Origin of the sequence: Mycobacterium sp. E2327, from assembly GCF_001672675.1 — a bacterium.
GTDB lineage: Bacteria > Actinomycetota > Actinomycetes > Mycobacteriales > Mycobacteriaceae > Mycobacterium.
The window spans coordinates 1-24,242 of sequence record NZ_LZKE01000087.1 but is presented as its reverse complement, the minus strand read 5'-3'; the positions used below and the strand labels follow the sequence as shown (position 1 = coordinate 24,242).

Annotated in this window: 21 protein-coding genes; 7 read left to right on the top strand and 14 right to left on the bottom strand. The window is 70.6% G+C overall.

What is annotated here, in order from left to right:
* The first annotated feature begins 25 nt into the window (after nt 1–25).
* Together glgX and A5712_RS09450 are read left to right on the top strand one after the other, a co-directional pair.
* Nucleotides 26–2,176 carry a glycogen debranching protein GlgX gene (glgX, locus tag A5712_RS09455; protein ID WP_068103836.1) on the top strand — a complete coding sequence of 717 codons (2,151 nt, stop codon included), beginning with the start codon at nt 26–28 and terminating at the stop codon, nt 2,174–2,176.
* Nucleotides 2,177–2,280: 104 nt separating this feature from the next.
* Nucleotides 2,281–3,048 (top strand): SDR family oxidoreductase, encoded by a 768-nt coding sequence (locus A5712_RS09450; RefSeq protein WP_082973369.1) that lies wholly within the window; start codon nt 2,281–2,283, stop codon nt 3,046–3,048.
* On the opposite strand, the gene A5712_RS09445 is transcribed toward A5712_RS09450, so the two are convergent.
* Nucleotides 3,045–4,013: an aldo/keto reductase gene (locus A5712_RS09445; RefSeq protein ID WP_068103832.1), complete on the bottom strand. Its 969-nt coding sequence runs from the start codon at nt 4,011–4,013 to the stop codon at nt 3,045–3,047. The two genes, A5712_RS09450 and A5712_RS09445, sit on opposite strands and share 4 nt — an antisense overlap.
* A 21-nt stretch (nt 4,014–4,034) precedes the next feature.
* A complete protein-coding gene (locus A5712_RS09440) occupies nt 4,035–4,973 on the bottom strand; it encodes a sensor domain-containing protein (RefSeq protein ID WP_068103865.1) in 939 nt (312 codons plus the stop codon).
* A gap of 177 nt (nt 4,974–5,150) precedes the next feature.
* Between A5712_RS09440 and A5712_RS09435 the strand changes: the two genes are divergently transcribed.
* The 3 genes from A5712_RS09435 to A5712_RS09425 are packed head-to-tail and all read left to right on the top strand — an operon-like array spanning nt 5,151 to nt 7,473.
* Nucleotides 5,151–5,657: an oxidoreductase gene (locus tag A5712_RS09435; RefSeq protein ID WP_231982080.1), complete on the top strand. Its 507-nt coding sequence runs from the start codon at nt 5,151–5,153 to the stop codon at nt 5,655–5,657.
* Between the two features lie 8 nt (nt 5,658–5,665).
* A complete protein-coding gene (locus tag A5712_RS09430; RefSeq protein WP_068103830.1) occupies nt 5,666–7,156 on the top strand; it encodes a molybdopterin-dependent oxidoreductase in 1,491 nt (496 codons plus the stop codon).
* Nucleotides 7,157–7,158: 2 nt separating this feature from the next.
* On the top strand, nt 7,159–7,473 hold the full coding sequence (locus tag A5712_RS09425) for a hypothetical protein (protein ID WP_068103829.1): 315 nt from the start codon (nt 7,159–7,161) through the stop codon (nt 7,471–7,473).
* Here A5712_RS09425 and A5712_RS09420 read toward each other — a convergent pair.
* Entirely contained in the window at nt 7,418–7,789 is a 372-nt protein-coding gene (locus tag A5712_RS09420) for a hypothetical protein (RefSeq protein ID WP_068103827.1), read from the bottom strand. The two genes, A5712_RS09425 and A5712_RS09420, sit on opposite strands and share 56 nt — an antisense overlap.
* Nucleotides 7,790–7,805: 16 nt before the next feature.
* Nucleotides 7,806–8,861, bottom strand: coding sequence for a hypothetical protein (locus tag A5712_RS09415; protein ID WP_068103825.1), 1,056 nt, complete (start codon nt 8,859–8,861; stop codon nt 7,806–7,808).
* Between the two features lie 145 nt (nt 8,862–9,006).
* Between A5712_RS09415 and A5712_RS09410 the strand changes: the two genes are divergently transcribed.
* Both A5712_RS09410 and A5712_RS09405 read left to right on the top strand, forming a co-directional pair.
* Nucleotides 9,007–9,567 carry a hemerythrin domain-containing protein gene (locus A5712_RS09410; RefSeq protein WP_068103823.1) on the top strand — a complete coding sequence of 187 codons (561 nt, stop codon included), beginning with the start codon at nt 9,007–9,009 and terminating at the stop codon, nt 9,565–9,567.
* A 14-nt stretch (nt 9,568–9,581) separates the two neighbouring features.
* Nucleotides 9,582–10,235, top strand: a complete 654-nt coding sequence (locus tag A5712_RS09405; RefSeq protein WP_068103822.1) for a UdgX family uracil-DNA binding protein — start codon at nt 9,582–9,584, stop codon at nt 10,233–10,235.
* Nucleotides 10,236–10,253: 18 nt separating this feature from the next.
* Here A5712_RS09405 and A5712_RS09400 read toward each other — a convergent pair whose 3' ends face one another.
* From A5712_RS09400 to A5712_RS09355, 10 genes are all read right to left on the bottom strand, one after another.
* Nucleotides 10,254–13,145 carry an FAD-binding and (Fe-S)-binding domain-containing protein gene (locus A5712_RS09400; protein WP_068103820.1) on the bottom strand — a complete coding sequence of 964 codons (2,892 nt, stop codon included), beginning with the start codon at nt 13,143–13,145 and terminating at the stop codon, nt 10,254–10,256.
* 15 nt (nt 13,146–13,160) lie between these two features.
* Complete coding sequence (locus A5712_RS09395; RefSeq protein ID WP_068103818.1) at nt 13,161–14,954, bottom strand: thiamine pyrophosphate-requiring protein; 1,794 nt, start codon at nt 14,952–14,954, stop codon at nt 13,161–13,163.
* Between the two features lie 232 nt (nt 14,955–15,186).
* Entirely contained in the window at nt 15,187–16,491 is a 1,305-nt protein-coding gene (locus tag A5712_RS09390; protein WP_068103816.1) for a UDP-glucose/GDP-mannose dehydrogenase family protein, read from the bottom strand.
* Nucleotides 16,488–17,486: a glycosyltransferase family 9 protein gene (locus tag A5712_RS09385; RefSeq protein ID WP_369830379.1), complete on the bottom strand. Its 999-nt coding sequence runs from the start codon at nt 17,484–17,486 to the stop codon at nt 16,488–16,490. Before A5712_RS09385 ends, A5712_RS09390 begins: the two co-directional genes overlap by 4 nt.
* Nucleotides 17,456–18,160, bottom strand: a complete 705-nt coding sequence (locus tag A5712_RS09380; RefSeq protein WP_068103814.1) for an SDR family oxidoreductase — start codon at nt 18,158–18,160, stop codon at nt 17,456–17,458. Before A5712_RS09380 ends, A5712_RS09385 begins: the two co-directional genes overlap by 31 nt.
* 11 nt (nt 18,161–18,171) lie before the next feature.
* Nucleotides 18,172–19,584 (bottom strand): PfkB family carbohydrate kinase, encoded by a 1,413-nt coding sequence (locus tag A5712_RS31320; RefSeq protein ID WP_068103812.1) that lies wholly within the window; start codon nt 19,582–19,584, stop codon nt 18,172–18,174.
* Nucleotides 19,581–20,150: an SIS domain-containing protein gene (locus A5712_RS31315; protein WP_068103810.1), complete on the bottom strand. Its 570-nt coding sequence runs from the start codon at nt 20,148–20,150 to the stop codon at nt 19,581–19,583. Before A5712_RS31315 ends, A5712_RS31320 begins: the two co-directional genes overlap by 4 nt.
* Nucleotides 20,147–21,178, bottom strand: coding sequence for a glycosyltransferase family 9 protein (locus A5712_RS31310; RefSeq protein ID WP_231982078.1), 1,032 nt, complete (start codon nt 21,176–21,178; stop codon nt 20,147–20,149). The genes A5712_RS31315 and A5712_RS31310 overlap by 4 nt, the downstream gene beginning before the upstream one ends.
* Nucleotides 21,175–22,713, bottom strand: a complete 1,539-nt coding sequence (locus A5712_RS09360) for an HAD-IIIA family hydrolase (protein WP_082973367.1) — start codon at nt 22,711–22,713, stop codon at nt 21,175–21,177. Before A5712_RS09360 ends, A5712_RS31310 begins: the two co-directional genes overlap by 4 nt.
* On the bottom strand, nt 22,710–24,242 hold a 1,533-nt coding region (locus tag A5712_RS09355; protein ID WP_068103808.1), incomplete at its 5' end, for a carbamoyltransferase C-terminal domain-containing protein. The genes A5712_RS09360 and A5712_RS09355, both read right to left, overlap by 4 nt.

Sequence of the window (24,242 nt, the reverse complement as noted above, 5' to 3'; positions counted from 1 at the left end):
CCCCGGGTAGGGTATTGAAAGCGGCATGACATCCGCAGAAAACCTCGCGCCCACTCCCACCGGTGAGGTGTGGCCGGGTCGGGCCTATCCGCTGGGCGCGACGTACGACGGTGCGGGCACCAACTTCGCGGTGTTCAGCGAGGTGGCCGAGCGGGTGGAACTGTGCCTGTTCGACGCCGACGGGACGGAGAGCCGGGTCGCGCTGCCCGAGGTCGACGGGTTCGTCTGGCACGCCTACATCCCCGGCATCGAACCCGGCCAGCGTTACGGCTACCGGGTGCACGGCCCGTACGAGCCGGAGAACGGCCTGCGGTGCAACGCGAACAAGCTGCTGGTGGACCCGTACTCGAAGGCCATCGACGGCACCTTCGAGTGGAACCAGTCGCTGTTCAGCTACAACTTCGGCGACCCCGACAGCCGCAACGACGAGGACTCCGCGCCCAGCATGCCCAAGTCGGTGGTGATCAGCCCCTACTTCGACTGGGGCAACGACCGGCCGCCGGACCACCAGTACGCCGACACCGTCATCTACGAGGCGCACGTCAAGGGCCTGACGCAGACCCATCCCGACATCCCCGAACAGCTGCGCGGCACCTACTCGGCCGTGGCGCACCCGGTTATCATCGAGCACCTGAAGAACCTCGGCGTCACCGCCATCGAGCTGATGCCGGTGCACCACTTCGCCAACGACTCGACGCTGGTGGACAAGGGCCTGTCGAATTACTGGGGCTACAACACGATCGGGTTCTTCGCCCCCGACTTCAAATACTCGAGCGCGGCTTCCCCGGGTGGACAGGTCCAGGAGTTCAAGGCGATGGTGCGGGCCCTGCACGAGGCCGGCATCGAGGTCATCCTCGACGTCGTCTACAACCACACGGCCGAGGGCAACCACCTGGGCCCCACGTTGTCGATGCGGGGCATCGACAACGCCGCCTACTACCGGCTGGTCGACGACGACAAGCGTTACTACATGGACTACACAGGCACGGGCAACAGCCTCAACGTCGGGCATCCGCACGCGCTGCAGCTGATCATGGACTCGCTGCGCTACTGGGTGCTCGAGATGCACGTCGACGGCTTCCGCTTCGACCTGGCCGCCACGCTGGCCCGGGAATTCTACGATGTCGACCGGCTGGCGACGTTTTTCGAACTGGTGCAACAGGATCCGACGATCAGCCAGGTCAAGCTCATCGCCGAACCGTGGGACGTCGGCCCGGGCGGCTACCAGGTGGGCAACTTCCCGCCGCAGTGGACCGAATGGAACGGCAAGTACCGCGACACCGTCCGGGACTTCTGGCGCGGCGAGCCCTCGACCCTCGACGAGTTCGCCTACCGCCTGTCCGGGTCGGCCGACCTCTACGAGCACACCGCGCGCCGGCCGGTGGCGTCGATCAACTTCGTCATCGCGCACGACGGGTTCACGCTGCGCGACCTGGTGTCCTACAACGAGAAACACAACGAGGCCAACGGCGAGGACAACAACGACGGGGAGAGCCACAACCGGTCGTGGAACTGCGGGGTAGAGGGGCCGACCGACGACCCGGAGGTCAACGCGCTGCGGGCCCGCCAGCAGCGCAACTTCCTCACCACGCTGCTGCTCTCCCAGGGTGTGCCGATGATCTGCCACGGCGACGAACTCGGCCGCACCCAGAACGGCAACAACAACGGCTACTGCCAGGACAACGAGCTCACCTGGATCAACTGGGCAAAAGCCGATAACGGCCTGCTGGAGTTCACCCGCGTCGTGTCGGCCCTGCGCGCCAACCACCCGGTGTTCCGCCGGCGCCGGTTCTTCTCCGGCAAGCCGCTGGGCCGCCGCGGCCAGGACGGCCTGCCCGACATCGCCTGGTTCACGCCCGAGGGCACCGAGATGACCGACGAGGACTGGGGCGCGGGATTCGCCAAGTCCGTCGCGGTGTTCCTCAACGGCCACGGCATCCCCGACAGCGACGCGCGGGGGCAGCGGGTGTTCGACGACTCGTTCCTGTTGTGCTTCAACGCTCATTACGAGCCGATCGAATTCACGCTTCCGCCAAAGGAATTCGGCGCGGCGTGGCAGCTCGTGGTGTTCACCGGGCCCGAGGAGGAGACGCCCGCCGAGGAGGTGCCCGGGGGAGGCACCCTCACGGTGGACGCCCATACCGCCGTCGTGCTGCAGGCCCCCGACGGGGCATGACCGGGTTGACATAAACCGCCCGAACGTCACCTAGCCGCTCCCCGATCGATACGCTGTTGCCTGCAGCGTGCTCGTTACAGGAGAGGGCGAATATGTCAAGGACAGTGGTGGTTGGCGCCTCGAGCGGACTCGGGCGCTGCATCGGCGTCGGCCTGGCGCAGCGCGGCGATCAGGTGGCGCTGCTCGCCCGGCGCCGCGAGCGCATCGAGGCCGCGGCGAACGAGGCCGGGCCCGGCGCGATCGCCATCGAATGCGACGTCACCGACGAGGCGTCCTGCCGGTCGGCGATCGGCGCCGCCGCGGACGCGTTCGTTGGGATCGACAACCTCGTGTACACCCCCGCCATCGGCCCGCTGGTCCGCATGGTCGACACCGATGCCGAGACGTGGCGGCGCGTCTTCGACACCAACGTGATCGGCGCGGCGCTGGTCACGGCCGCGGCGGTGCCACACCTGACCGAGTCGGCGGGCAAGGTGGTGTACCTGGCCTCCGACGCGGGCACGTACGGCCCGCCCTGGCCGGGTCTGGGGGCGTACGGCGTCAGCAAGGCGGCCCTCGAGCGGCTCGTCGAGGCGTGGCGCGCCGAACACCCCGACATCGGCTTCACCAACCTGATCGTGGGGGAGTGCGGAGGCGGCGAGGGCGACGCGGCGACGGGCATGACCACCGGCTGGGACATGGACCTCGCCATGAAGGCCGCCCCGCTGTGGGCCTCCCGCGGCTGCATGCCCGGCAAGCTGATGCCGGTCGAGGACCTCATCGACGTGGTGCACACGATCCTGCGCACCAACGCGACGACGTCGATGCCGCTGGTGGTGGCGCGCGGCGCCCCGGCCAGCCCCCCGGCGTTCGCGGAGACCGCCCAGTCCTAGACGCCCAACTTCTCGCGGGCCTTGTCGAGCAGGAAGCGCCCGTTCGACACCGGGCGGAACGCGCGCGCGGCGTCGGTGAGGGCGTCGCGGGATTCCGGCGTCAGCTCGATGTCGGCGGCGGCGACGTTGAACTCGAGCTGCTCGAGGCTGGAAGCGCCGGGGATGGCCACCACGCCCGGCAGGCTGATCAGCCAGGCCAGCGCCACCTGCGCCGGCTTGGCGCCGACCTGCGCCGCGACGTCACGCAACGTCTGAAGCAGCGGCTCGATGCGGCGCAGGTTCTCGGTGCCGAAGTAGCGGTTCACCGCTCGAATGCCGCCGGGACGGTTGTCCACGCCGTACTTGCCGCCCAGCAGGCCCTGCTCGAGCGGGCTCCAGGCGATCACGATGCGGCCCTCGCGCTCGGCGAAGGGCACCAGATCCTCCAGCGCGCCGGAGTGGGCGAGCGAGAAGTGCACCTGGTTGCTGATCACCGGCCGCCCGAGCGCGGCGTCGGCCTTTCGCCACCGCTCCAGCGAGTAGTTGGAGACGCCGGCCGCGCCGATCTTGCCCTCGTCGAGCAGGTCGCGCATGCCGGGCATGATCACCGAGTCGGGGACCACCGGATTGGGCTGGTGGATCTGGTAGAGCGGGATGCGGTCGAGTCCCAGCCGCCGCGCGCTGGCCTGCTCGCGCTGCTTGATGACGACGGGGAAGGGGGCCACGGGCATGATCTTGCTGGCCACCGCGACCTCTGCGCGCTCGTCGCCGAGCGCCTCGCCCAGGATCCGCTCGCTCTTACCCAGCCCGTACACCTCGGCGGTGTCGAACAGCGTCACGCCCAGGGCGCGGGCGCGCTGCACGATGTCGCGCGCGGCGCCGGAGGCGTAGCCCTCGCCGTAGCCCCACTCGCGCGATCCGAACTGCCATGTGCCCAGGCCGATTCGGCTGACCCGTCCGACTCCGTCGACGTCGAGATATTTCATGCGTCCCACCCTAGGAGATCCCTACCCGGGGATCTTGTTCAGCGCGGCGGTGGCGATGCTCACGGCCGATTGCCGTGGCTTGGCGCCGTCGGTGGTGCCGCTGTACGACACGTACAGGTCGACCACGACGTTGGCCTTGGCCGCGACGGCGCGGGCGGAGCGCACCTGCAGGCCCTTGGGCGTCAGGTCCAACGCGGTGACGCCGCTGCCGGCGTCGGTGGGCTCGCCCAGCGCGAAGGGAATGGCCCCCGCCTCGGGGATCGTCACGCTCACCGTCGTGCCGCCGCACCGGCGCCACCCGTCCAAAAGCTTCGCCAGCTGCGATTGCGCGGCCGGCGCATCGCGAAACGCCGCCACGGCCTCGATGACCTGGACCGACTTGAGCAGGGTGCGGGTGTCGGAGAATTCCGCCGCGCGGTAGCCGAAGATGGCGTCGACGTTGTACGCGTCCGGGGTCCCGGGGGCGATGCTTCCCCAGCACTCCGGACGGTCGATGGTTCCCTCCCGGTCGGACCTGCTGGGATGGTCCCACGTCTGGCCCGTCTCGAGGTTCTGGTCGTCGGTGATGGTCTTCAGCTCCCCGAGGCTGGGCAGGACCGTGGCGATGGCGTCCGGCGCGACGGTCGGCCCCGCGGGCGCCGCGGGAGTGGTGGCCGGTGTCGCCGAACGAGTCGGGGTGGACGGCAGCGCGGCCAGGGTGGCCCAGGCGACCAGGGCGAGGACGGCGAGGCCGATGATCGCGTAGGACAGCGCCAGCGCGGCCAGCGCGCGGTTTCGGCCGAGTTCGCCCGTTCGGCGGATCTGCCCGAGTGCCAGGTGTCCCAGCACGGCGCCGACGGGTGGGGACGCGAAGGCGAACACCAGCGACTGCGTGGCCATCGCGTTGACCGGCGGGCGGTACGGCTCTGGGGGCGGCGGCGGCAAGACCGGCGGTTGTACCGGCGGGCCGGCGGGGGGCATGCGACCGAGCGGGTCGTAGCTGAGCGGGCCGTATCCGTAGGGATCTTGAGGATTCACGCCAGTGGCCTCCTTAGCCCGGCCTCTTGCCCCGAATGTAGCCGACCGGCCCGGCGCCGTCGAAGCGGCAATTTCTCTAAGTCCACGTTTGAGAAACCGGTGCCCGGGTACGTGCGCAGCGTGGGTTTTCTCGTCGAGTCGTGGCCAGAAAGCTGGCACCGCAGCCGGATGTTTCGAGTTCTGAGCCTCGGCGGGTACGTCGCCTTCGACCTGCCTCGGGTGGTGACCGGGTTGGGCGCGATCCTGCTCGTCGGCGTCGCCGCAACGCACGTCTACGTGTTGGCCACCCAGCCCGCTCAAGGGGCACTGCCCTGGTATCTCGCGGTGTACGCCGCCGCGGTGATCGCCGGTTGCCTGCTGGTCGGCCTCGCCTTATGGGTCGGCCGCAATCCCCATGTCGCACAGGTGGGTTGGTACTTCGGGAGCCTGCTTTCGGTCGTCGTGATCGGCGTCGACCTTCTCACCCGGGTCGTCTATCTGCCCGCGCTCACGGGAATGACCGGGCGGTGGGATTTCGCGCCGGCGTCGTTCGCGTTCGCGTTCGCGGGCGCATTCCTCGCACTGCACACCACGGTGCTGCTGGGCATCAATGTCGCCTATCCGCAGCGCCAGCTCTGGGAGGACTGAGCAGGCGCGTGACAACCCTCGACTACCCGGCGTGGCTGCGCATCGACCACTGGCTCAACGTGCTGTTCCTAACCCTGTTGCTGCGCAGCGGCATCGAGATTCTGTCCACGCATCCCAAGCTGTACTGGCGCGAGGACAGCAAGCCCGGCACCGAGTGGGCACGGTTCACCACGAAGACGATGCCGACCGACCGGCTCTACGACACTCTCGACGAGGAGGAGGACTACAGCCCGCTGGTCGCCCTGCCCGGCCACAAGAAGCTCGGCATGGGCCGGCACTGGCATTTCATCTCGGTGATCGGCTGGGTGCTGGTCGGGCTGTCCTACTACGTGCTGCTGTTCGCCACCGGCCAGTGGCATCGCTACTGGCCCCAGTCGTGGGCGACCTTCGTCGAGGCCGGCAACGACATCCTGACCTATGCGACGTTCAACCTGCCCCCGCTGCTGCCCAACGAACCGCTGGACGCCATCCAGAAGCTGACCTATGCGGGCGTCGTTTTTCTGCTCGCCCCGTTCCAAATCCTCACCGGCGCGGCGCAATCCCCCGCGATCGAGGCGCGGTTTCCCTGGTTCGTGCGGCTCTGGGGCGGCCGGCAATCCGCGCGCAGCCTGCACTTCCTCGGGCTGGTGGCGTTTTTGGTGTTCATCGTGATCCACGTGTCGATGGTCTTCTTCTGGGGCTGGGGGCAACTCAACGCGTCGATGATCTTCGGCTCCGTCCGCAACGTCACGCTCGCAATCGTGTTGTCGTTCGTGATCATCGGCGCGATCGTCGCCATCCACGTCGCGGCCACCGTGTGGAGCCTGCGCAAGCCGGTCCAGGTTCGCCGCATCCTCGGCGCCGTCATCACCCGGGCGCGGCTGATCCTGCTGCGCCCGTTGGACTCCCGGCAGGACTATCCGGAACGGATGCTGTCCGAAGAACACCGGGTCAACGGCAAACCGCCGTGCTCGACCGAGTACAAGGTGATGGCGGTGCACAATTTCGTCGACTGGCGGTTGCGGGTCGGTGGGCTCGTCGAGGAGCCGATGACGTTCGACCTGGCCGCGTTGCGGGCGCTGGCCGAGCCGCAGCGGCAACGGGTTTTGCACAACTGCGTGCAGGGCTGGACGAGCATCGGCGAGTGGACGGGCCTGTCGCTTGCCGCCCTGGCCGACCGGGTGCGTCCGCTCCCGCAGGCGCGCTACCTGTGTCTGCTGACGATGCAGGACACCGGCCGCGACGAACCGAGCGCGGAGGGCGAGGGGCAGTTCTACGAGGTGATGGATCTCGAACTGGCCTACAAGCCGCAGACGATCCTGGCGTACGAGATGAACGGAAAGCCGTTGCCCATCAAGCACGGCGCGCCGCTGCGCCTGCGGGTGGAGACCCAGGTCGGCTTCAAGATGGCCAAGTGGATCAGCGCGATCGAGTTCGTCGACGACCACCGCGGCATCGGCTACGGTCTGGGCGGCTGGCGAGAGGACAACGTGCATTACGACAAGGATGTGGAGATCTAGACATGACCGCCGACGCGATGGTGCGCCCGGAGCTGATCGCCCTCGACGCGACCGCCCGCGAACGGGTCAGCGAACAGATCGCGGCCAAGGGCGGCTACTGCGAATGCTGCGGCGCAACGGGTTTCGACGTCGGCGACGCCCTGTTTCTCGGCTTCCTCTTCCTCGACGAGGAGCGCGACGCGTACATGATCGCGCTGACCTGTCGCAACCCGGACTGCGCCAAGCCGCGGACCGGAATCGTCTTGAGCGCCAGGGACTTTCTCAGTGACGGCTCCGCGGACGAAAACGCTTCGCCCTCGGGGGCGAGCCCTCGGTGAAGTTCGGTTCGGCCAGCCGGAACCGCTCGATCAGGTGCGACAGCGAGCGCAGCTCGTGGCGCAACGCGGCAAAGGTGCGCTCGTCGGCGTCCGTGAGCCGGCCCAGCGAGCTGTAGTGCACCAGGCGTCGCAGCCGGCCGGCCAGCACCGTGCCCCACCGGATGCTGAAGTCGTAGCGTTGCCCTTCGCTGATCGGCGCCTCGTCGTCCTGCTTGGCTAGGTCCTTGAGCGCCCTGATCTGGCCGGCGATCAGCTCGACGTCGCCGTCGATGTCGACCGCTGCAGCCGCCCGGGCGGGATTTCGTGTCGCGCTCATCGTTTTCTCCCTTGCGTTACAGGTGCGGCTTGGCGACGCTGACCACGTAGGGCGTGTCGGCCAAAGTCAGGTATATGCGGTGGGGCCCGATGGCCATGCCCGAGGGGCGCGCGGATTGTGCGGCGCCGCCGGGCAGGGCCGACCGGTAGTTGGTCACGCGGATCACCGGAATGGTCTGGTCCGGAAAGCCGGTGAAGCTGTTGGCCTCCAGCGTGACGATTTCGTGGTCTGTGGCCGCGTAGATGCGGGTGTCGTCGGTGCCGACTTCGCGGATCGGCGACGGCAGCCGTGCGCTGGCCAGTATCAGCATTCCCCTGCCGCCGCGGCGCGAGTCGACGGCGTAGAGCGTGCTGCTGTCGTGGCCGGCCACATAGTTGCGGGTGTCCGCCGCGCCGTCGCCGGCCGAGACCGCGACGTCCATGCCCAGCGAGCCACGTTGTTGCGGTGGCGACGAGAAGCCTTCGTAATAGCGGATTCCCGACGGCGCGTAGACGTGATAGTCGATCTTTCGCCCGCGATTGGCGCCGTCGATGCTGTCCGCGGGCGCCTCGCCGATCGGTGCGGTGGGCAGCTTCCGCAAGCCGTACTGGTCCACCGGCGTCACCGCCGTCCCGTCCGCCGAGAGGGCGAGCAAGATCCGCATCCCGGCGTCCTCGGCCAGGTATGCCGGGGCGGGGCCGGCGTCGAAATCCGCGGTCTGGCGCAGGCTTTCCAGGTCGACGGCGGCCACCTTGCCGCGCTGCGGTTGCGGGACGAACACGATTCGGTCGTCCTTCTGGCTGATCTGCAGGTTGCGGCCCACCGGCATCGGCGCGGACAGCCGCGTGTTCGCGTCGCCGGGACGGGCGCCGGCGGTCACCGCGGCCAGCCGGTTGTCGTCGGTGATCGCGACCAGGGCGTGCGTGCGATATGACCAGACCGGTTGCCGCAGCGTCGCGCCCACGTGCCACAGCGCCACCTCGGGGGCGCTCTCCAACGACGTGCCGGGCGCCGCGCAACCCGGCGCCGCCGTGACCGCGCCCAAGGCCAAGGCCGCGCCCAGGCGTCGCATCCGTCGAGACCAGCGGCTCATTTCGGAGAATTACCCCAAACCGCGCACCTCACACGCCTTTTTGTGGCGGCGACGCGCGCCGTTTGGTGCCCGCGTGCCTCGGGTAGCCGCTAGGGAGCGCGCAACAGCCCGCGCGCTGATGAATAAAGCAGATGGGAGGGACACCATGGCAGAGAACGCCATCAAGTCACGCTCCGATGTGGTCGACTTTCTGGTCGGTCAGCACGAGCAGATCAAGTCGATGTTCGCCGAAACGTTGTCGGCCTCGGGTAAAGAGCGGGAGAAGGCCTTCGTCGGGCTGCGGCGACTGCTCGCGGTGCACGAAACGGCGGAGGAGGAGATCGTTCACCCGCGCGCCAAGCGGAAGATCGCCGATGGCGCCGCGGTGGTGGAGAAGCGCCTGGAGGAGGAGCACGAGGCCAAGACGGTCTTGCAGAAGCTCGAGAAGCTCGACGTCGACAGCGAGGAATTCACCCGTCACCTGACGGAACTCCGTGACGCCGTGATCGATCACGCCGAGCACGAGGAGAAAGACGAGTTCGCCAAGCTGAGCGAGGAATTGAGCGAGGACGAGTTGGCCAGGATGGGCCGCGCGGCCAAGCTCGCCGAGGCGATCGCGCCCACCCGGCCGCACGCCGGCGTCGAGTCCCAGGCGGCCAACCTGACCGCGGGCCCCTTCGCGGCGATGATGGACCGGGCCCGTGACGCCATCATGGGCAAGGGCTGATCATGGCCTGAATCATGGCCGCTCCCAAGACCAGCGCCGCGCGCTACCTGCCGCAGGACCGCGGGCTGGATTCGCTGAAAACCGCGGCCGAGCGCTGCCACGGCTGCCCGTTGTTCGCCGACGCCACCCAGACGGTGTTCGGCCACGGGCACCGTGGCGCGCCCATCATGCTGGTCGGAGAGCAGCCGGGGGACCAGGAGGACCGCGCCGGCCTGCCGTTCGTGGGGCCCGCGGGGCGGCTGCTCGCCCGCGCGCTCGACGACGCCGGGATTGATCCGACGCTGGCGTATCAGACCAACGCCGTCAAGCACTTCAAGTTCACCCGCAAGGGCGGCAAGCGCCGCATCCACCAGAAGCCGAGCCGCACCGAGGTCGTCGCGTGCCGCCCCTGGCTCATCGCCGAGATCGAGGCGGTGGGCCCGCGGGTGATCGTCTGCCTCGGTGCGACGGCCGCGCAATCGCTTCTGGGAGCGAGCTTTCGGGTTTCCGCCCAGCGCGGCGAGGTCATCCAGCTGCCTGCCGCGGTCGATGTCGACGTGACGCCCGAGCCGATCCTGGTCGCGACCGTGCACCCGTCGTCGGTGCTGCGCGACCGCAGCGACTCCCACGACGAGGCCTACCAGCTATTCGTCGACGATTTGCGCAGCGCGCGTTCGGCGCTCGGTTAGGGCTCGGTTAGGGCTCGGTTAAGGCTCGGTTAGAGCGCCCGCCAGGACCTGTGCGACATGCATCGGGCGCCGGTCGGTGGCGAGCGCGCGAATCTGGGTGCGGCAACTGAATCCGTCTGCCAGCACCAGCGCGTCGGCGTCGGCGTCGCGCAGGGCCGGTATCAGCTTGTCCTCGGCGCACGCCACCGAGACGTCGTAGTGACCCTTCTCGAAGCCGAAATTGCCCGCCAGGCCGCAACATCCGGCGTCGAGGACGTCCACGTCTACGCCGGCATCGGCGAGCATCTTGCGGTCCTTGGTGTAGCCCAGGATCGCGTGCTGGTGGCAATGCTGTTGAACCACCGCGTGTGCGCCGATCTGGGGCGGCTCCCAGTCGGGCGCCTTTTCGGCCAGCAACTCGCCGAGCGTGCGGGTTTGCTTGGCCAGCCGGTGCGCGTCCTCGTCGCCGAACAGCAGCTCGGGCAGATCCGACCGGAAGACCGCGGCGCAGCTGGGCTCCAGGACCACCACCGGTGTGCTCGTCCGCAGCGCCGGACGCAGCGTCGTAAGCGTGCGCCGCAGAACGCGTTTGGCGACCTTGAGCTGCCCGGTGGAGATCCAGGTCAGCCCGCAGCACACGGTGCGTTGCGGCACCTCGACCTCGAACCCGGCCGCCTCCAGCACGGCCACGGCGGCCTTGCCGACGTCGGGTTCGAAGTTGTTGACGAAGCTGTCCGGCCACAGCACCACCCGCCCCCTTGCCGGCGCGGCGGCCGGGGTGTGCTGACGGAACCACGCGGTGAACCGTTCGTCGGCGAAGCGGGGCAACTCGCGCTGGAGGTCGATGCCGCCGACCTTCTTGAGCAGTGTCGACGACCCGGGCGCGTGCGCGACGGTGTTGAGCGCGCGCGGCGCCACCGCGGCCAGGCGCGCCCACAACGGGATCCAGCCCATCGAGTAGTGCGCCATCGGCCGGAAGCGGCCCCGATAGTGGTGGAACAGGAACTCGGCCTTGTAGGTCGCCATGTCGACGTCGACGGGGCAGTCGCTGCGGCAGCCCTTGCACGCCAGGCACAGATCCAGTGCGTCGTGCACCTCGGTGGAGCGCCAGCCGTCGGTGATGACGTCGCCCTGCAGCATCTCGAACAGCAGGCGCGCCCGCCCGCGGGTGGAGTGCTCCTCCTCGCCGGTGGCTCGGTAGCTGGGGCACATCACGCCGGATTCGTGTCCGCGGCACTTGCCGACCCCGACGCAGCGCGCGGCCGCCCGCGAGAACCGGTGGTCGTCGTCGGGATAGGCGAACATGACCTTGGGTTCGGCCGGGCGGTAATCCACGCCGAAGCGCAGGTTCTCGTCGAGCCGGTAGGGGTGCACGACCTTGCCGGGATTCATCCGGTTGTCCGGATCGAACAGCGCCTTGGTCTGCTCGAAGGCTTTGACCACGCTCTCGCCGAACATGATCGACAGCAGCTCGCCGCGGGATTGGCCGTCGCCGTGCTCGCCGGACAGCGAGCCGCCGTAATCCACCACCAGCCGCGCCGAATCCTCCACGAAGGCGCGGTATTTGGCGATGCCCTCGGCGGTCCGCAGCACGAACGGGATGCGGGTGTGCACGCAGCCCTGGCCGAAGTGGCCGTACAACGACGCGCTGGCGTAGTCGTAGCGCTCGAGCAGCTTGCGGAAATCCCTCAGGTAGTCGCCCAGCCGATCGGGCGGCACGGCCGCGTCCTCCCACCCCTCGTGGGTTTCGGGCTCGTTGAGCGGGTAAGCGGTGGCGCCCAGGCCGGCCTCGCGAGCGGCCCAGACCTCCTCCTTGCGCTGGGGGTCGTCCAGCACGGTGGCTTCGGTGTGCACGTGCTTTTGCAAGGCGTGGATCATCGACTTGGCCTTGCGGTCGGCGTCGTCCTGGTCGTCGCCGTCGATCTGGACCATCAGCCAAGCGTTGCCGTCGGGCAGCTGGCGCAGCGCCTTCTCGGCCAGCCGCCGCGAATGCTCGAGCTCGACCAGGCGGTCATCCAGGCCCTCCAGCGCCGCGGGGTTGTGCTCGAGCACGGCCGGCACGGCATCGGCGGCGGCCCCGATGTCGTCGAAGCCGAGCACCACCAGCGCGGTCGCGGCCGGCGGCCGGACCAGCTGCAGCTCCGCGCGCAGCACCGTGACGAGCGTGCTCTCCGAGCCCACCAGCGCCTTCGCGACGTGAAAGCCGTTCTCCGGCAACAACGAATCGAGGTTGTACCCCGAGACGCGCCGCGGGATGTCCGGATAGCGCGCCCGGATCTCGTCGGCGTGCCGCTCGGCGATTGTCTTGAGGCCGCGATAGATCTCGGCCCTGCGGCCGCCTTCGTCGAGGATGCGGCGGAACTCGTCGTCGCCGGTCGGCCCGACCCACATCCGCAGGCCGTCGTAGGTCACCACCTCGAGGCGGCGCACCGAATCGACCATCTTGCCGTACGCCTGGGCGCTGGAGCCGCAGGAGTTGTTGCCGATCATCCCGCCGATGGCGCAGCTGACGTGGGTGGAGGGTTTCGGGCCCACCATCCAGTTCGCCGACTTCAGGCGGTCGTTGAGGACGTCGAGCTTGATGCCCGGCTCCACCACGGCGATTCCGGCGTCGGTGTCGACCGACCCGATCCGCGTGCAGTACTTGCTCCAGTCGATGACCACCGCGGCATTACAGGACTGCCCGGCCAGGCTGGTGCCGCCGCCGCGCGACAAGACCGGCACCTCGTGGCGGCGGCACACGCCGATCGCGTCCGCGCCGGCCGACGGGGTGCGCGGGACCACCACCCCGATGGGCACCTGCCGGTAGTTGGAGGCGTCGGTCGAGTAGGTCGCGCGCGACCCGGGGTCGAACCGGATTTCGCCGTCGACCTCGGCGCGCAGATCGGCCGCCAGCGATTCGAACAACGTGGGCGTTCGGGTCCCAGCCATCGCTCGGCCCGCCCGTCAATTCTTCTTGTGCGGCAAGAACTCCTGTGCCTTCGTCTTCAGGCCAACCTTGACGAAGCCCACCCGGTCCTCGTCGCCGGACAGCACCGCCGCGGTGGCCGCCTTGAACTGGTCCCAGGTGGCGTGCGGGGGAATCGGCGGCATGTTCGGGTCGGTGTAGATGTCGAGCACGGTGGGGCGGTCCGCCGACAGCGCGTTGCGCCACGCGTCGCCGAGTTCGTCCGGGTCCTTGAGGGCCATCGCGTTGAGGCCGAGGCTGGCCGCGAACGCGGCGAAGTCGACGTCGGGAAGGGTCTGCGACTCCGCGAATTTCGGCGAGCCGGCCATCGCGCGCATCTCCCAGGTGACCTGGTTCAGGTCGTTGTTGTGCAGGATCGCCACGATCAGCCGCGGGTCACCCCACTCGCGCCAGTAGTGCTTGATCGTGATCAGCTCGGCCATGCCGTTCATCTGCATCGCGCCGTCGCCGACGAACGCGATGACCGGCCGGTGCGGGTGGGCGAACTTGGCGCCGATCGCGTAGGGGACGCCGGGCCCCATGGTCGCCAGGGTGCCCGACAGTGACCCGCGGATGTTGCCGCGGAACTTCAGTTGGCGCGCATACCAGTTGGCCGCCGATCCCGAATCGGCGGTGACGATGGCGTCGTCGGGCAGCATGGGGGACAGCTCGGAGAACGGCCGCATCGGGTTGATCGGGTCGGCGCTGACCTTCGCCTCCATGTCCATGGTTTCCCACCAGCGCGCCACGTTGGCCTCGATGGTGTCGCGCCAGGCGCGGTCCTCCTTGTGGCGCAGGTGCGGGATGAGGGCCCGCAGCGCGGCCTTCGCGTCGGCAACCAGGTTCACCTCGTAGGGGTAGCGCATGCCGATGAAGCGGCCGTCGATGTCGATCTGCACGGCGCGGCACTGATCGAAGCCCGGTAGGAACTGGGTGTAGGGAAAGCTGGACCCGACCGTGAGCAGGGTGTCGCAGTCGCGCATCAGCTCGTAGCTCGGCCGGGTGCCCAGCAGCCCGATCGAGCCGGTGACCCAGGGCAATTCGTCGCTCAACACGTCCTTGCCCAACAGCGCCTTGGCCGCGCCGGCCCCGAGTAGATCGGCAACCTCGGCCAGCTCCTCGCGAGCCCCACTGGCGCCGTTGCCCACGAGCATGGCAACCCGTTTCCCGGCGTTGAGCACGTCGGCCGCACGGCGGATCGCCGCGTCGTCGGGGGAGACCGCCGGCCATTCGATGCCCAGGCTCGACGGCACCATCTTGAACGCGTGCGTGGGCGGCGAGTACTCCAGCTCCTGCACGTCGGACGGGATGATCAGCGCCGTCGGCGCCCGCTGCGCCATGGCCACCCGGATCGCGCGGTCCAGCACGTTGGGCAATTGCTCTGGGACGGTGACCATTTGGACGTAGTCGCTGGCGACGTCCTTGAACAGGCTCAGCAGGTCGACCTCCTGCTGATAGGACCCGCCCATGGCGCTGCGGTTGGTCTGACCGACGATGGCCACCACCGGAACGTGGTCGAGCTTGGCGTCGTAGAGGCCGTTGAGCAGATGGATGGCGCCGGGACCCGAGGTGGCCATGCATATCCCGACCCGGTCGGTGAACTTCGCGTAGCCCACCGCCTCGAAGGCGCTCATCTCCTCGTGCCGCGACTGGATGAACATGGGCTTGTTGTCGGCGCGCCCGAACGCGGCGAGGATCCCGTTGATGCCGTCGCCGGGGAACGCGAACACGTGCTCGACTCCCCACGCGCGCAACCGCTCCAGCAGATAGTCCGAAACCTCTTGCTTAGACATTCAATGCCCTCCTCGACAGACGTTGGGGTGTCGTTGGGCGCGCGATTCTTTGCCCGCGTCGGCTTGCTCGCCGCGCCGAACGGGACCGGATCGCCATGGGTTCGACTTTCCGGGCGGCTTTCCGGGCAGCGCCTTCAGGCGTGCTCCGGCGCACAAATCAGCGCATACCCGAATTCGCGGTCCTTATTCCTGGGCGCTCGCTGGGAGTTTGTTGGGTTCGGCGGGCCGGGCGTCAAAACCCGGACGGCGTCCCGTTTCCCAGGTAGGGCAGACCTGCGTCCCGCACCGCGGCCGGGTCGAGCGCGTTGCGGGCGTCCAGGACGACCGCCAGCGGGGCGTCCCGCGCGATCGCGTGCCAATCGAGGCCGCGGAACTCTGGCCACTCGGTCAGCACGACGATCGCCTCCGCCGCCTTGGCGGCACGATACGGCTCGTCGACGGCGGTCACCTTGGCCTGTCGGAGGGCGGCGGGATCGATGGCGGAAAGCTGTGGGTCGTAGCCCATCACCTGGGCGCCGTCCTCCGCGAATTTCAGGCAGGCGGCGAGTGCGGGGGAATCGCGGGTGTCGCTGGTGGCGGCCTTGAACGTCAACCCCAGCGCGGTGATCCGGCAGCCTGCCAACGGCCGGCCCATCCTGCGCCGCAGGGCGGTGGCGATCCGACCCGACTGAGCGGTGTTGGTGCGCCGCGCCGCCTCGACCTCGGCGAAGGAAACGCCGTGCCCGCGCGCCGTGTGCAGCAGCGCCGCGGTGTCCTTGGGCAGGCAGGAACCGCCCCAGCCCGGCCCGGGCCGCAAGAACTCCGGTCCGATCCGCCGGTCGGCACCCATACAACCGGTGACGTCGTCGATGTCGGCGCCCACCCGCGCGCAGAGGGCGGCCAGCGAGTTCGCGTACGAGAGTTTGACGGCCAGGAACGCGTTGCTGGCGTACTTGGCAAGTTCGGCGCTCTCCGGGCTCATGCGCAGTACCGGCTCCGATCCGAGCCCATACGAGCGTTGCACCACCTGGGCCGCCGATTCGTCCTCGGTGCCGATGACCAGCCGGTCGGGGTGACAGAAGTCGTGCACGGCCCGGCCCTCTCGGAGGAACTCCGGCGTGGATACGACGCGAATCCCGTTGTTGCGCAGGCAGTTTGACATGGCCGAAGTGGTACCGACCGGAACCGTCGACTTCAGCGCGACGATGGCGCCCGGCCGCAGGACGGCGCCGAGGCGGTCGACCACCGACCGCACCGCCGTCAGCTCGGCCCGCCCGTCGTCGGCGCTCGGGGTGGGGACGCAGACGAACACGACGTCGCGGTCGGCAAGCGCGCCGAAGTCGGCGCTGAAGGTCAGCAGCCCGCGGGCGAGCCCGTCGCGCAGCAGGTCTGGCAGCTCCGGCTCGTCGATCACCGGGATGCCGGCCGCCAGTCGTCGCACCCGGTCGGGGTCGATGTCCACCGCGACGGTGTTCAGGCCCTGCCGGGCGACGCAGACGGCGGTGGTCAAACCGACGTAGCCGACGCCCACCACGCCGACGCGTGGCCCGCCGGTCATGCCCTCTCCCTTAAGATTTGGCGGGCCGCCGCCAGCACCCTGTCCACCGTGATCATGAGCAGCCCTTCGTGCGGTGCGTCGGCGTGCGGATCGCCGACCCCGCCCGCCCACAGCGCGAGATGGGGGGCCGGACCGCGTGGCCCCCACCGGCCGGGGGCGGTGGGACCGAACAGCACCACCGACGCGGTGCCGGTCGCGGCGGCCAGATGCGCGACGCCGGTGTCGCCGCAGATCACCATGCGGCTGTCGCATATCAACGCGGTCAGCGCGGTCAGGTCCAGCAGCCCGGCCACCACCGAGGTCCGCGGCAGCCGGGCCGCCCGGGCGACCTCATGGGCGAGAGCGAATTCGCTCGCCGATCCGGTGACCACGATTTCGCATCCCTCGTCGCGCAGCGCGGCCGCGACCGCGGCGAACCGCTCCGGCGGCCACTGCCGCGCCCGTGCGGAGGCCCCCGGATGGATCACCACCGCGCCGATCCGGTCGGGATCGATCGGGGGCCGCGGCAGGGTCACATCGCCGGACTCGCAACGGATTCCGGCCCACTCCAGCAGCGCGCACCAGCGATGCACCTCGTGGACGTCGGCGCGCCACGGCGGGCCGCCCAGGGCGGGGTGGCGCAGATGGCCGTGCGTGAGCACGTTCCGCGGCCGCCAGGTGAGCAGGTGATCGATGCTTTGCGGGCCGCAGCCGTGCAGGTTGATCGCCAGCTCGGGCGGCCGCGCCAGCGGGTGCAGGTCGCCCAGACAGGCGGTGGGCAACAGGTCGTCGACCGCGCCGGTGAGCAGCGCGAGCTCGCGGTAGCGGGTGGGCGCGGCGAGCATCACCCTGGCGTCGGGGTAGTGCCGGCGCAGCCCCCGCAGCGCGGGCACGGCCGTCAGTAGATCGCCGAGGCCGAGGGCGCGCAGCACCACGATGGTGTCGCAATCGACGGCGGTCTGGGTTTGCGCGCCCGAGTCGCGGCCTAGGGCCACGACGACTCCGTGGAGGCGCAGACCACCATCTCGCGCACCTCGCATCCGGCGGGCTGGGAGAGGGCGAAAAGCACCGTCTCCGCGACGTCTTCGGGCCGGTTGAGCTTGGCGTCAGCCGGCGGCTTGTACTGGTCGGGCCGCCCGTCGAAGAACGGGGTGTGCATGCCGCCGGGGACGAGCAGCGTCACACCGACCTCGCCGGCGAGTTCGGCCGCGAGAGCGCGGGTGAAGCCGACGACCCCGAACTTGGACGCGCAGTAGGCGGTGGCGTCACCGACCGCCTTGATGCCCAGCGTGGAGGCGCAGGTGACAATGCGCCCGCCGTTGGCCTTCAGATACGGCAGTGCGGCGCGGATGACGGCGGCGGTGCCGATCAGGTTGACGGCGACGACCTGCTCCCATTCCTTGGCCGGCACCTGTTCGAGCGTGCCGCAGGAGTCGATGCCCGCCGCAGTGAAGACACCGGTGATCCGGCCGCCCACCCGTTCGGCCAGCGACTCCACGGCGGCAGCGACGGCACTGGTGTCCGCCAGATCACAGGCCGCGTAGAGCACATCCGAGATTCCTGCGGCCGGCGGGTTCTTGTCCAGTACCAGCGGCACGCCGCCGCGCCGGGCCACCGCCGCCACGGTGGCGGCGCCGAGGCCGGAGGATCCGCCGGAGATCAGTACGCCTTCGAGCGATTGTGCCGTCATGTCAGTGCCTTTCAGTGCCTATTGGTGAGCGTCGCCGCGGCGATCAAACGGGAGGAGGAGTAGCCGGCCACGGTGGGCAGGATGGTCACGGTGCCGCCGTGGCGTTGCACCGTTTCGGCTTCGGGAAGCTCGGCGGCAACATAGTCGCCGCCCTTCACCCAGATGCCGGGACGCAGGGTGTCCAGCAGTCGCTCGGGGGTCGGCCCGTCGAAGATCGCGACGGCGTCGACGCACGCCAGCGCGGCCAGGACGCGCGCCCGGTCGACGTCGCGCATCACCGGCCGCCCGGCACCCTTGAGCGCGCGCACCGACGCGTCTGAATTGACCAGCACGATCAGCGCGTCGCCGAGCTCACGGGCCTGCCGAAGCAGCCGGACGTGCCCGGTGTGCAACAGGTCGAAGCACCCGCCGGTGGCCACCACGGTCCGCCCGTCGCGGCGCAGCCGTTCGGCCAGGGCGATCGCGTCAACCGCGGCGGTGTCCTCGAGTTGCGCTGCGGCGCTGAAGATGTCGGCGCCCTTGCGGGAAACCGGGGTTGAGACCGCGGCCGCGCCGCCGGCGGCGACGAAGCGGGCGGCGTCGGCGACCGCGGCTTGCACGGCGGCGACCGGGTCGGCCCCCGCACCCAGGGCAACGGCGGCCGCGACGGCGAACCGGTCCCCGGCCCCGCAGACGTCGGCCGCGCCCCTGGCCGCCTGGGAGGCTCGCTCGGGCACGCCGGCGTGCTGGGCCCGCCGCTGGCGACCGTGCACGCGCGCGCCCTGGGCGCCGCGGGTGATGCACACCGCGGCGGCGTCCCACTTGTCCAGCAGCACTTCTCCCGCATCGCCCCCGCTGTCGCCGCAAAACTGGTGCGCCTCTTCGTCGTTCGGGGTCACCAGCGCGCATCCCGGCACCGGCGGCGCGCCCCGCGGATGCGGATCCCAGACCACGGGCACGCGGGACGCCACACCGGACAGCGCCTCGCGCACGGCGGGCAGCGCGGTCACGCCCGCGCCGTAGTCGGCGACGCAGATCGCTCGGGCTCCCGCGAGGGCCTCCCTCACCTCGACGGGCAGCGGCCGGTTCAGGGGGGCGGCGTCGCCCCGATCCAGCCGAAGCATCGACTGACCCCGCGCCCGAATCCTCGTCTTGGTCACGGTCGTTCCGGTCATCGGCAGCGCAAGCACTTTGACGCCGGCGGCCGCGAGCAGCCCGCGCAGCTGCCGGCCGGCGTCGTCGGGGGCGATGCCGGTGATCAACGCCACGCCGGTCTCGGTCCTGGCCGCGAGCAGGGCCGCCAGCCCGGCACCCCCCGGCCGTCGTACGAGCCGTTCGGCGTCGACCACCGGCACCGGGGCCTCGGGGCTGAGCCGGGTCGCCGAGCCCAGCACGTCGATGTCGAGTATCGAGTCACCAATGACGACAAGCGGTTTGGCCGTCATGAAGCCGCCTCCCCCAGCAGCACGTCGTCGAGGGCCATGCACAATCCGTGAATCAGCATCAAGTGGATCTCCTGCACGGTGGCCGTGGTCGGGGCGTCGACGCAGATCGCCTCGTCGCACATCGCGGCCAGCACGTTGGGCTCCGGCCCGGTCAGCGCCCACGTCACCATCCCGATGCCCTGCGCCGTCTTCGTCGCGGACAGCACGTTTCGGCTGGTCCCACTGGTGGACAGGGACACCAGCACGTCGCCGGGCCGGCCGTGCGCCCGCACGCCGCGCGCGAACATCTCTTCGGTGCCGTAGTCGTTGACAATCGCGGTCATCGCCGACGTGTCGGCGTGTAATGCGATGGCGGACAGCGGCATTCGCTCCTCGCGAAAGCGGCCGACGATTTCGGCGGTGAGGTGCTGCGCCTCCGCCGCGCTGCCGCCGTTGCCGCAGGCGAGCAGTCGGCCCCCATTCGTCAGCACCCACGCCAGCTGCCGGCCCCACCTGCGCAGCCGGTCCGCCTCGGAGCTGGTGCGGCCCACCGCCTCGCGCAGCGCATCGAAGTGCACCTCGATCATCGCCTACCTCCCTCTTGCAATACCGCGTCGAGCAGTTCGGCGTCGCTGATGTGGTCCAGGCACGGGTGGCCCGGCACCGGACAGACCCGGGCGCGGGTGGCCCGACACGGCGCGAACTGATCGCCCAGCACCCGGACCCGGCGCCCGAAGGGGCGCCATTGCGCGACCGGCACCACGGGCGCGAACAGCGACACCACCGGCGCCCCGACCGCCGCGGCCAGGTGCGCGGGCCCGGTGTTGGGGACGACGACGACATCCGCCGCGGCGAACACCGCCGCGAGTTCGGCGAGGGTGGTCCGGCCGCCGAGGTCGATCGCGACATGGCCGGCGACGACGGCGGTCAGCTCGGCCTCGTCCGCGCCGCCGGTGACCACGACGCGGTAACCGGCGCCGGCCAGCGCGGCCACCATGGCCGCGCTGCGCGCCTGGCTCGGCCGCCGCGCCGGCACCGCGGCGCCCGGGTGGAACACCACGAACGGGCCAGGCGGGATCCGGCCCGGCGGCGGGCCGCAAGCGCGGATCCGCAGTGCGCCGTCGTCGCCGGCGGGCAACCGGCAGCCGGCCGCCTCAGCGAGGGACAGCGCCCGTCGCGGCTCGGGGATTCCGTCGGGCACGTGGTGCCGCAGATCCAGCAGGGTGCCGGGGTAGTCGGTGCAGATCGCGCCCACCCACGGCACCGACGCCATTCGGCACAACAGCGCCAGCGGCAGCGGCGACTGGTGAAACGACGTGAAGATGTAGACCCGGCCGGGGGCGATGTCGCGCAGCTGCTTGATCAGCGCGCCGACGTGGTCGGCGGTCAATTCGGGGGAGTCGAAATCCACCCAGGGCGCCTGCCATTCGACGATCTCGTCGACTCCGACGAGCAGTTCGGCGGCGTCGCGGCCGCGCGGTCCGGCCAGCATCACCACTCGGTCGTGGGAGTTGGCCACGGCGCGGACCGCCGGGCCGGTGATCAGCACGTCGCCGGCACTGTCCAGGCGGGCCACCACTGCGGTGTTGGAGGCGGTGTTCGACGCGGTGTTCACCGGCACTCCCGCAAGACCAAAGAAGCCGCTTGGCAAAGGGTTTCGGCGACCCGGGCGTGGGCGCGGGCGTGCTGGATTTCGGCGGGCAGCGTGCGCGCGGTGGGCACCAGCACGGCCGCCGCGTCGGCGGCCAGCGCGGCCTGGACATCGCCCCCGGTGTCGCCGATCAGCACGCACCGCTCGGGCGGCACCCCCAGCGCCTCGGCCGCCGCCAGGACCATCCCCGGTTCGGGTTTGCGGCACCGGCACCCGTCGGCCTCCCCGTGCACGCACACCTGCCAGGCGTCGAACGGGCCGAGGACCTCGTCGACCCGAGTGTTGACGGCGGTGAGCTGCTCCGGGCTGATCAGGCCGCGCGCCACGCCGGACTGGTTCGTCACGACCGCCAGCAGCAGGCCCCGCCGGCGCAGGCGAGCCAGGGCGCGGCCGGCGCCATGGGTGGGCCGCACGCCCGCCGGGTCGTTGAGGTAGGGCTCGTCGACGATCAGGGTGTCGTCGCGGTCGAGCAGCACCGCCAGCGGCGGGTCGCGCCGGGCCCGGCGAAACTCCCATTCGCCGGCCAGCCGGTGCGCGACCGCGGCCGGCGGTATCGCGGCGCTGGTGGCCGAAAGCCGAAGCGCCTCAGCGGCAGACCGCGGTCCGTCGCGCCACCGCCGCGCCGCGAATTCGGCAGTGAGCGCCAGCCACAACGCTGCCGCCGCACCGGCAAGTCTGCCGCGGCGCGTGAGGGCGGCGGCGACCGCGACGCCACCGGCCGCGGTGGTGGCGAGGTGCGCCGGCATCCGGCCCGGTCCCTCGCCGATCTTGGCCCGCCAGGACCTTCCGTGCTTGCGGCGCATCAGGGCGTTGTCTCGGTTGCCGACCTGCGCGCGCACGCTCGACCGCCAGGTGCTCCGGGCGACCGGATGGGTGCAGCGACGCTCGCCGCGCACGATCCGTCCGCCGGCCTCGGTGATCCGCAGCGCCAGGTCCGAGTCCTCGCGGTAGGCGCGCGGGAACCGCTCGTCGAACCCGCCGACCGCGACCAGCATGTCGCGGCGGAACGCCATGTCGGCGGTGATCCACCGCGCCTGGGCCAGCCGGAGGGTTCGGCGCTCGTCGTCGGTGGGCGGCCGCGAGGCCGGTGCCGGCACCTCGATCACCGCCTGCGAGCCGGCCGCGCCGGCCGCCTCGGCGGCTCGCAGGTCGGCGGCCAGCGCCGAGGTCCACCGCGAATCCGGGAGCACGTCGTCGTCGAGGAAGCACACCCAGCGCGCGCCGGTGGCGCGCCACCCGGTGTTGCGGGCGGCCGCCGGGCCGCGCCCGCCGCTGCGCAACACCCGCACCGGCAGGCCGGCGGGGACGGGAGGGTCGGTGGCCGCGCCGGGCCGGTCGTCGACCAGCACCACCTCGGCGGGTGCCGGACCGGTGCCGCGCTGCAGCGCAACCAGCAAGCGGCGCAAGGATTCCCGACCCACCGTCGGCACCACGATGGCATAGTCGACGGCGGAGTCGATGGCGTAGTCGATGGCGGAGTCCGGCTGGGCGGCCGTCATCGCTGCCGCCAGACCAGGTAGGGGCCGACGGCCAGCACGTCGATGGGCGAACTGCCGAAGACCTCGAGCGCGTCGCGCGGGGTGTCGACCATCGGGCGCCCGGCGGTGTTGAAGCTGGTGTTGACCACCACCGGGACCCCGGTGCGCTCGGCGAAGCGGCTGATCGTCGCGTGCAGGCGCGGGTTCGCCTCCGCATCGACGGTTTGAATGCGCGCGGTGCCGTCGACGTGGGTGACCGCGGGGATGCGCTCTCGCCAGTCGGCGGCGACGTCGTGCACGAACAGCATGTAGGGGCTGGGAAGTGGCCCGCGAGAGAAGATTTCGCCGGCGCGCTCGGCGAGCACCATCGGGGCGACCGGCCGGAATTGCTCGCGGCCCTTGACTGCGTTGAGGCGCTCCAGGTTGGCGGCGTGCCGCGGATCGGCCAGCAGCGAGCGGCCGCCGAGCGCCCGCGGCCCGAATTCGGCGCGCCCCTGGAACCATCCCACCAACCGGTTGTCGGCCAGCGCGTCGCCGATCGCCGCGGCCAGATCGGTGGGGCGCCGGTAGGCGACGGCCGCGTCGTCGAGCGTCGCCCGGATCTGCTCGTCGGACCACCCGCGGCCCAGCTGCGCCGTGGGCATCGGGGCGATTGGCTCGCCGAACGCGGCGGCCAGGCTGAGCGCCGCTCCCAGCGCCGTGCCGGAATCGCCGGCGGCCGGCTGAACCCAGACGCGCTCGAAGCCCGACTCCGCGTGGATGCGGGTGTTGGCAACGCAATTCAGCGCCACCCCGCCGGCCAGGCACAGCGCGTCGCCGTCGGTGCGGTCGCGCAGCCAGGCCACCAGGCCGAGCAGCACGTCCTCGACGACGCGCTGCACGCTGCAGGCCAGGTCGGCGTGCACGGGATCGAGTGCGGGTTCATGGGGCCGGCGTGCGGGCGCAAGCCGTTCCCAGTCGATCGGCTCGGTGCGAAACCCGCCGTCGGCGCAGGCGTACACCCGCTCGCGCAGGGCGTCGGCGAACCGCGGGCTGCCGTAGGAGGCCATCGCCATCACCTTGTATTCGTCGCTGGAACGCGCGAAACCCAGGTGTTCCGTGAGGCTTTCGTAAAGCAACCCCAGCGAGTGCGGCAGCGCCTGGGAGGCCAGGACGTCGAGCTTGTGGTCGCGGTAGACCCCGGCGAGCATCGAGGTGCGTTCGCCGCGCCCGTCGACCACCAGCACCGCCGTGTCCGGGTGGGGCGAGGCCAGCGCGGTCGAGGCCGCGTGGGCGACGTGATGGCGGATGTGGCAGACCGCGGCGGGGTTGAGCCCGGGCACCGCGGTCGCCAGGAAGCGCGGCGCCCGTTCGGCATACATGGTGCGCAGGTGCTCCCAGTCCCGGTCGAGCCCGGCGGGATCGATCGGCTGCTCGTGCATCAGGGCCGGGTCGTAGGAGTATCCGATGGCGTCGATCTCCTCCGGCGCCAGGCCGCCGGCCTCGAGGCACCAGCGGATGGCCGAGGTCGGCAGCTCCCAGGTGGCGAACGGGACGGCCTGCTTGCCGTG

Coding starts and splice junctions, on each gene's coding strand:
- A5712_RS09360 (WP_082973367.1), bottom strand. CDS start 22,713: ATGACGGCCGCCCAGCCGGACTCCGCCATCGACTACGCCATCGACTCC.
- A5712_RS09405 (WP_068103822.1), top strand. CDS start 9,582: ATGGCCGCTCCCAAGACCAGCGCCGCGCGCTACCTGCCGCAGGACCGC.
- A5712_RS09400 (WP_068103820.1), bottom strand. CDS start 13,145: ATGGCTGGGACCCGAACGCCCACGTTGTTCGAATCGCTGGCGGCCGAT.
- glgX (WP_068103836.1), top strand. CDS start 26: ATGACATCCGCAGAAAACCTCGCGCCCACTCCCACCGGTGAGGTGTGG.
- A5712_RS09445 (WP_068103832.1), bottom strand. CDS start 4,013: ATGAAATATCTCGACGTCGACGGAGTCGGACGGGTCAGCCGAATCGGC.
- A5712_RS09425 (WP_068103829.1), top strand. CDS start 7,159: ATGACCGCCGACGCGATGGTGCGCCCGGAGCTGATCGCCCTCGACGCG.
- A5712_RS09440 (WP_068103865.1), bottom strand. CDS start 4,973: ATGCCCCCCGCCGGCCCGCCGGTACAACCGCCGGTCTTGCCGCCGCCG.
- A5712_RS09395 (WP_068103818.1), bottom strand. CDS start 14,954: ATGTCTAAGCAAGAGGTTTCGGACTATCTGCTGGAGCGGTTGCGCGCG.
- A5712_RS09415 (WP_068103825.1), bottom strand. CDS start 8,861: ATGAGCCGCTGGTCTCGACGGATGCGACGCCTGGGCGCGGCCTTGGCC.
- A5712_RS31315 (WP_068103810.1), bottom strand. CDS start 20,150: ATGATCGAGGTGCACTTCGATGCGCTGCGCGAGGCGGTGGGCCGCACC.
- A5712_RS09380 (WP_068103814.1), bottom strand. CDS start 18,160: ATGACGGCACAATCGCTCGAAGGCGTACTGATCTCCGGCGGATCCTCC.
- A5712_RS31320 (WP_068103812.1), bottom strand. CDS start 19,584: ATGACGGCCAAACCGCTTGTCGTCATTGGTGACTCGATACTCGACATC.
- A5712_RS09420 (WP_068103827.1), bottom strand. CDS start 7,789: ATGAGCGCGACACGAAATCCCGCCCGGGCGGCTGCAGCGGTCGACATC.
- A5712_RS09390 (WP_068103816.1), bottom strand. CDS start 16,491: ATGACCGGCGGGCCACGCGTCGGCGTGGTGGGCGTCGGCTACGTCGGT.
- A5712_RS09410 (WP_068103823.1), top strand. CDS start 9,007: ATGGCAGAGAACGCCATCAAGTCACGCTCCGATGTGGTCGACTTTCTG.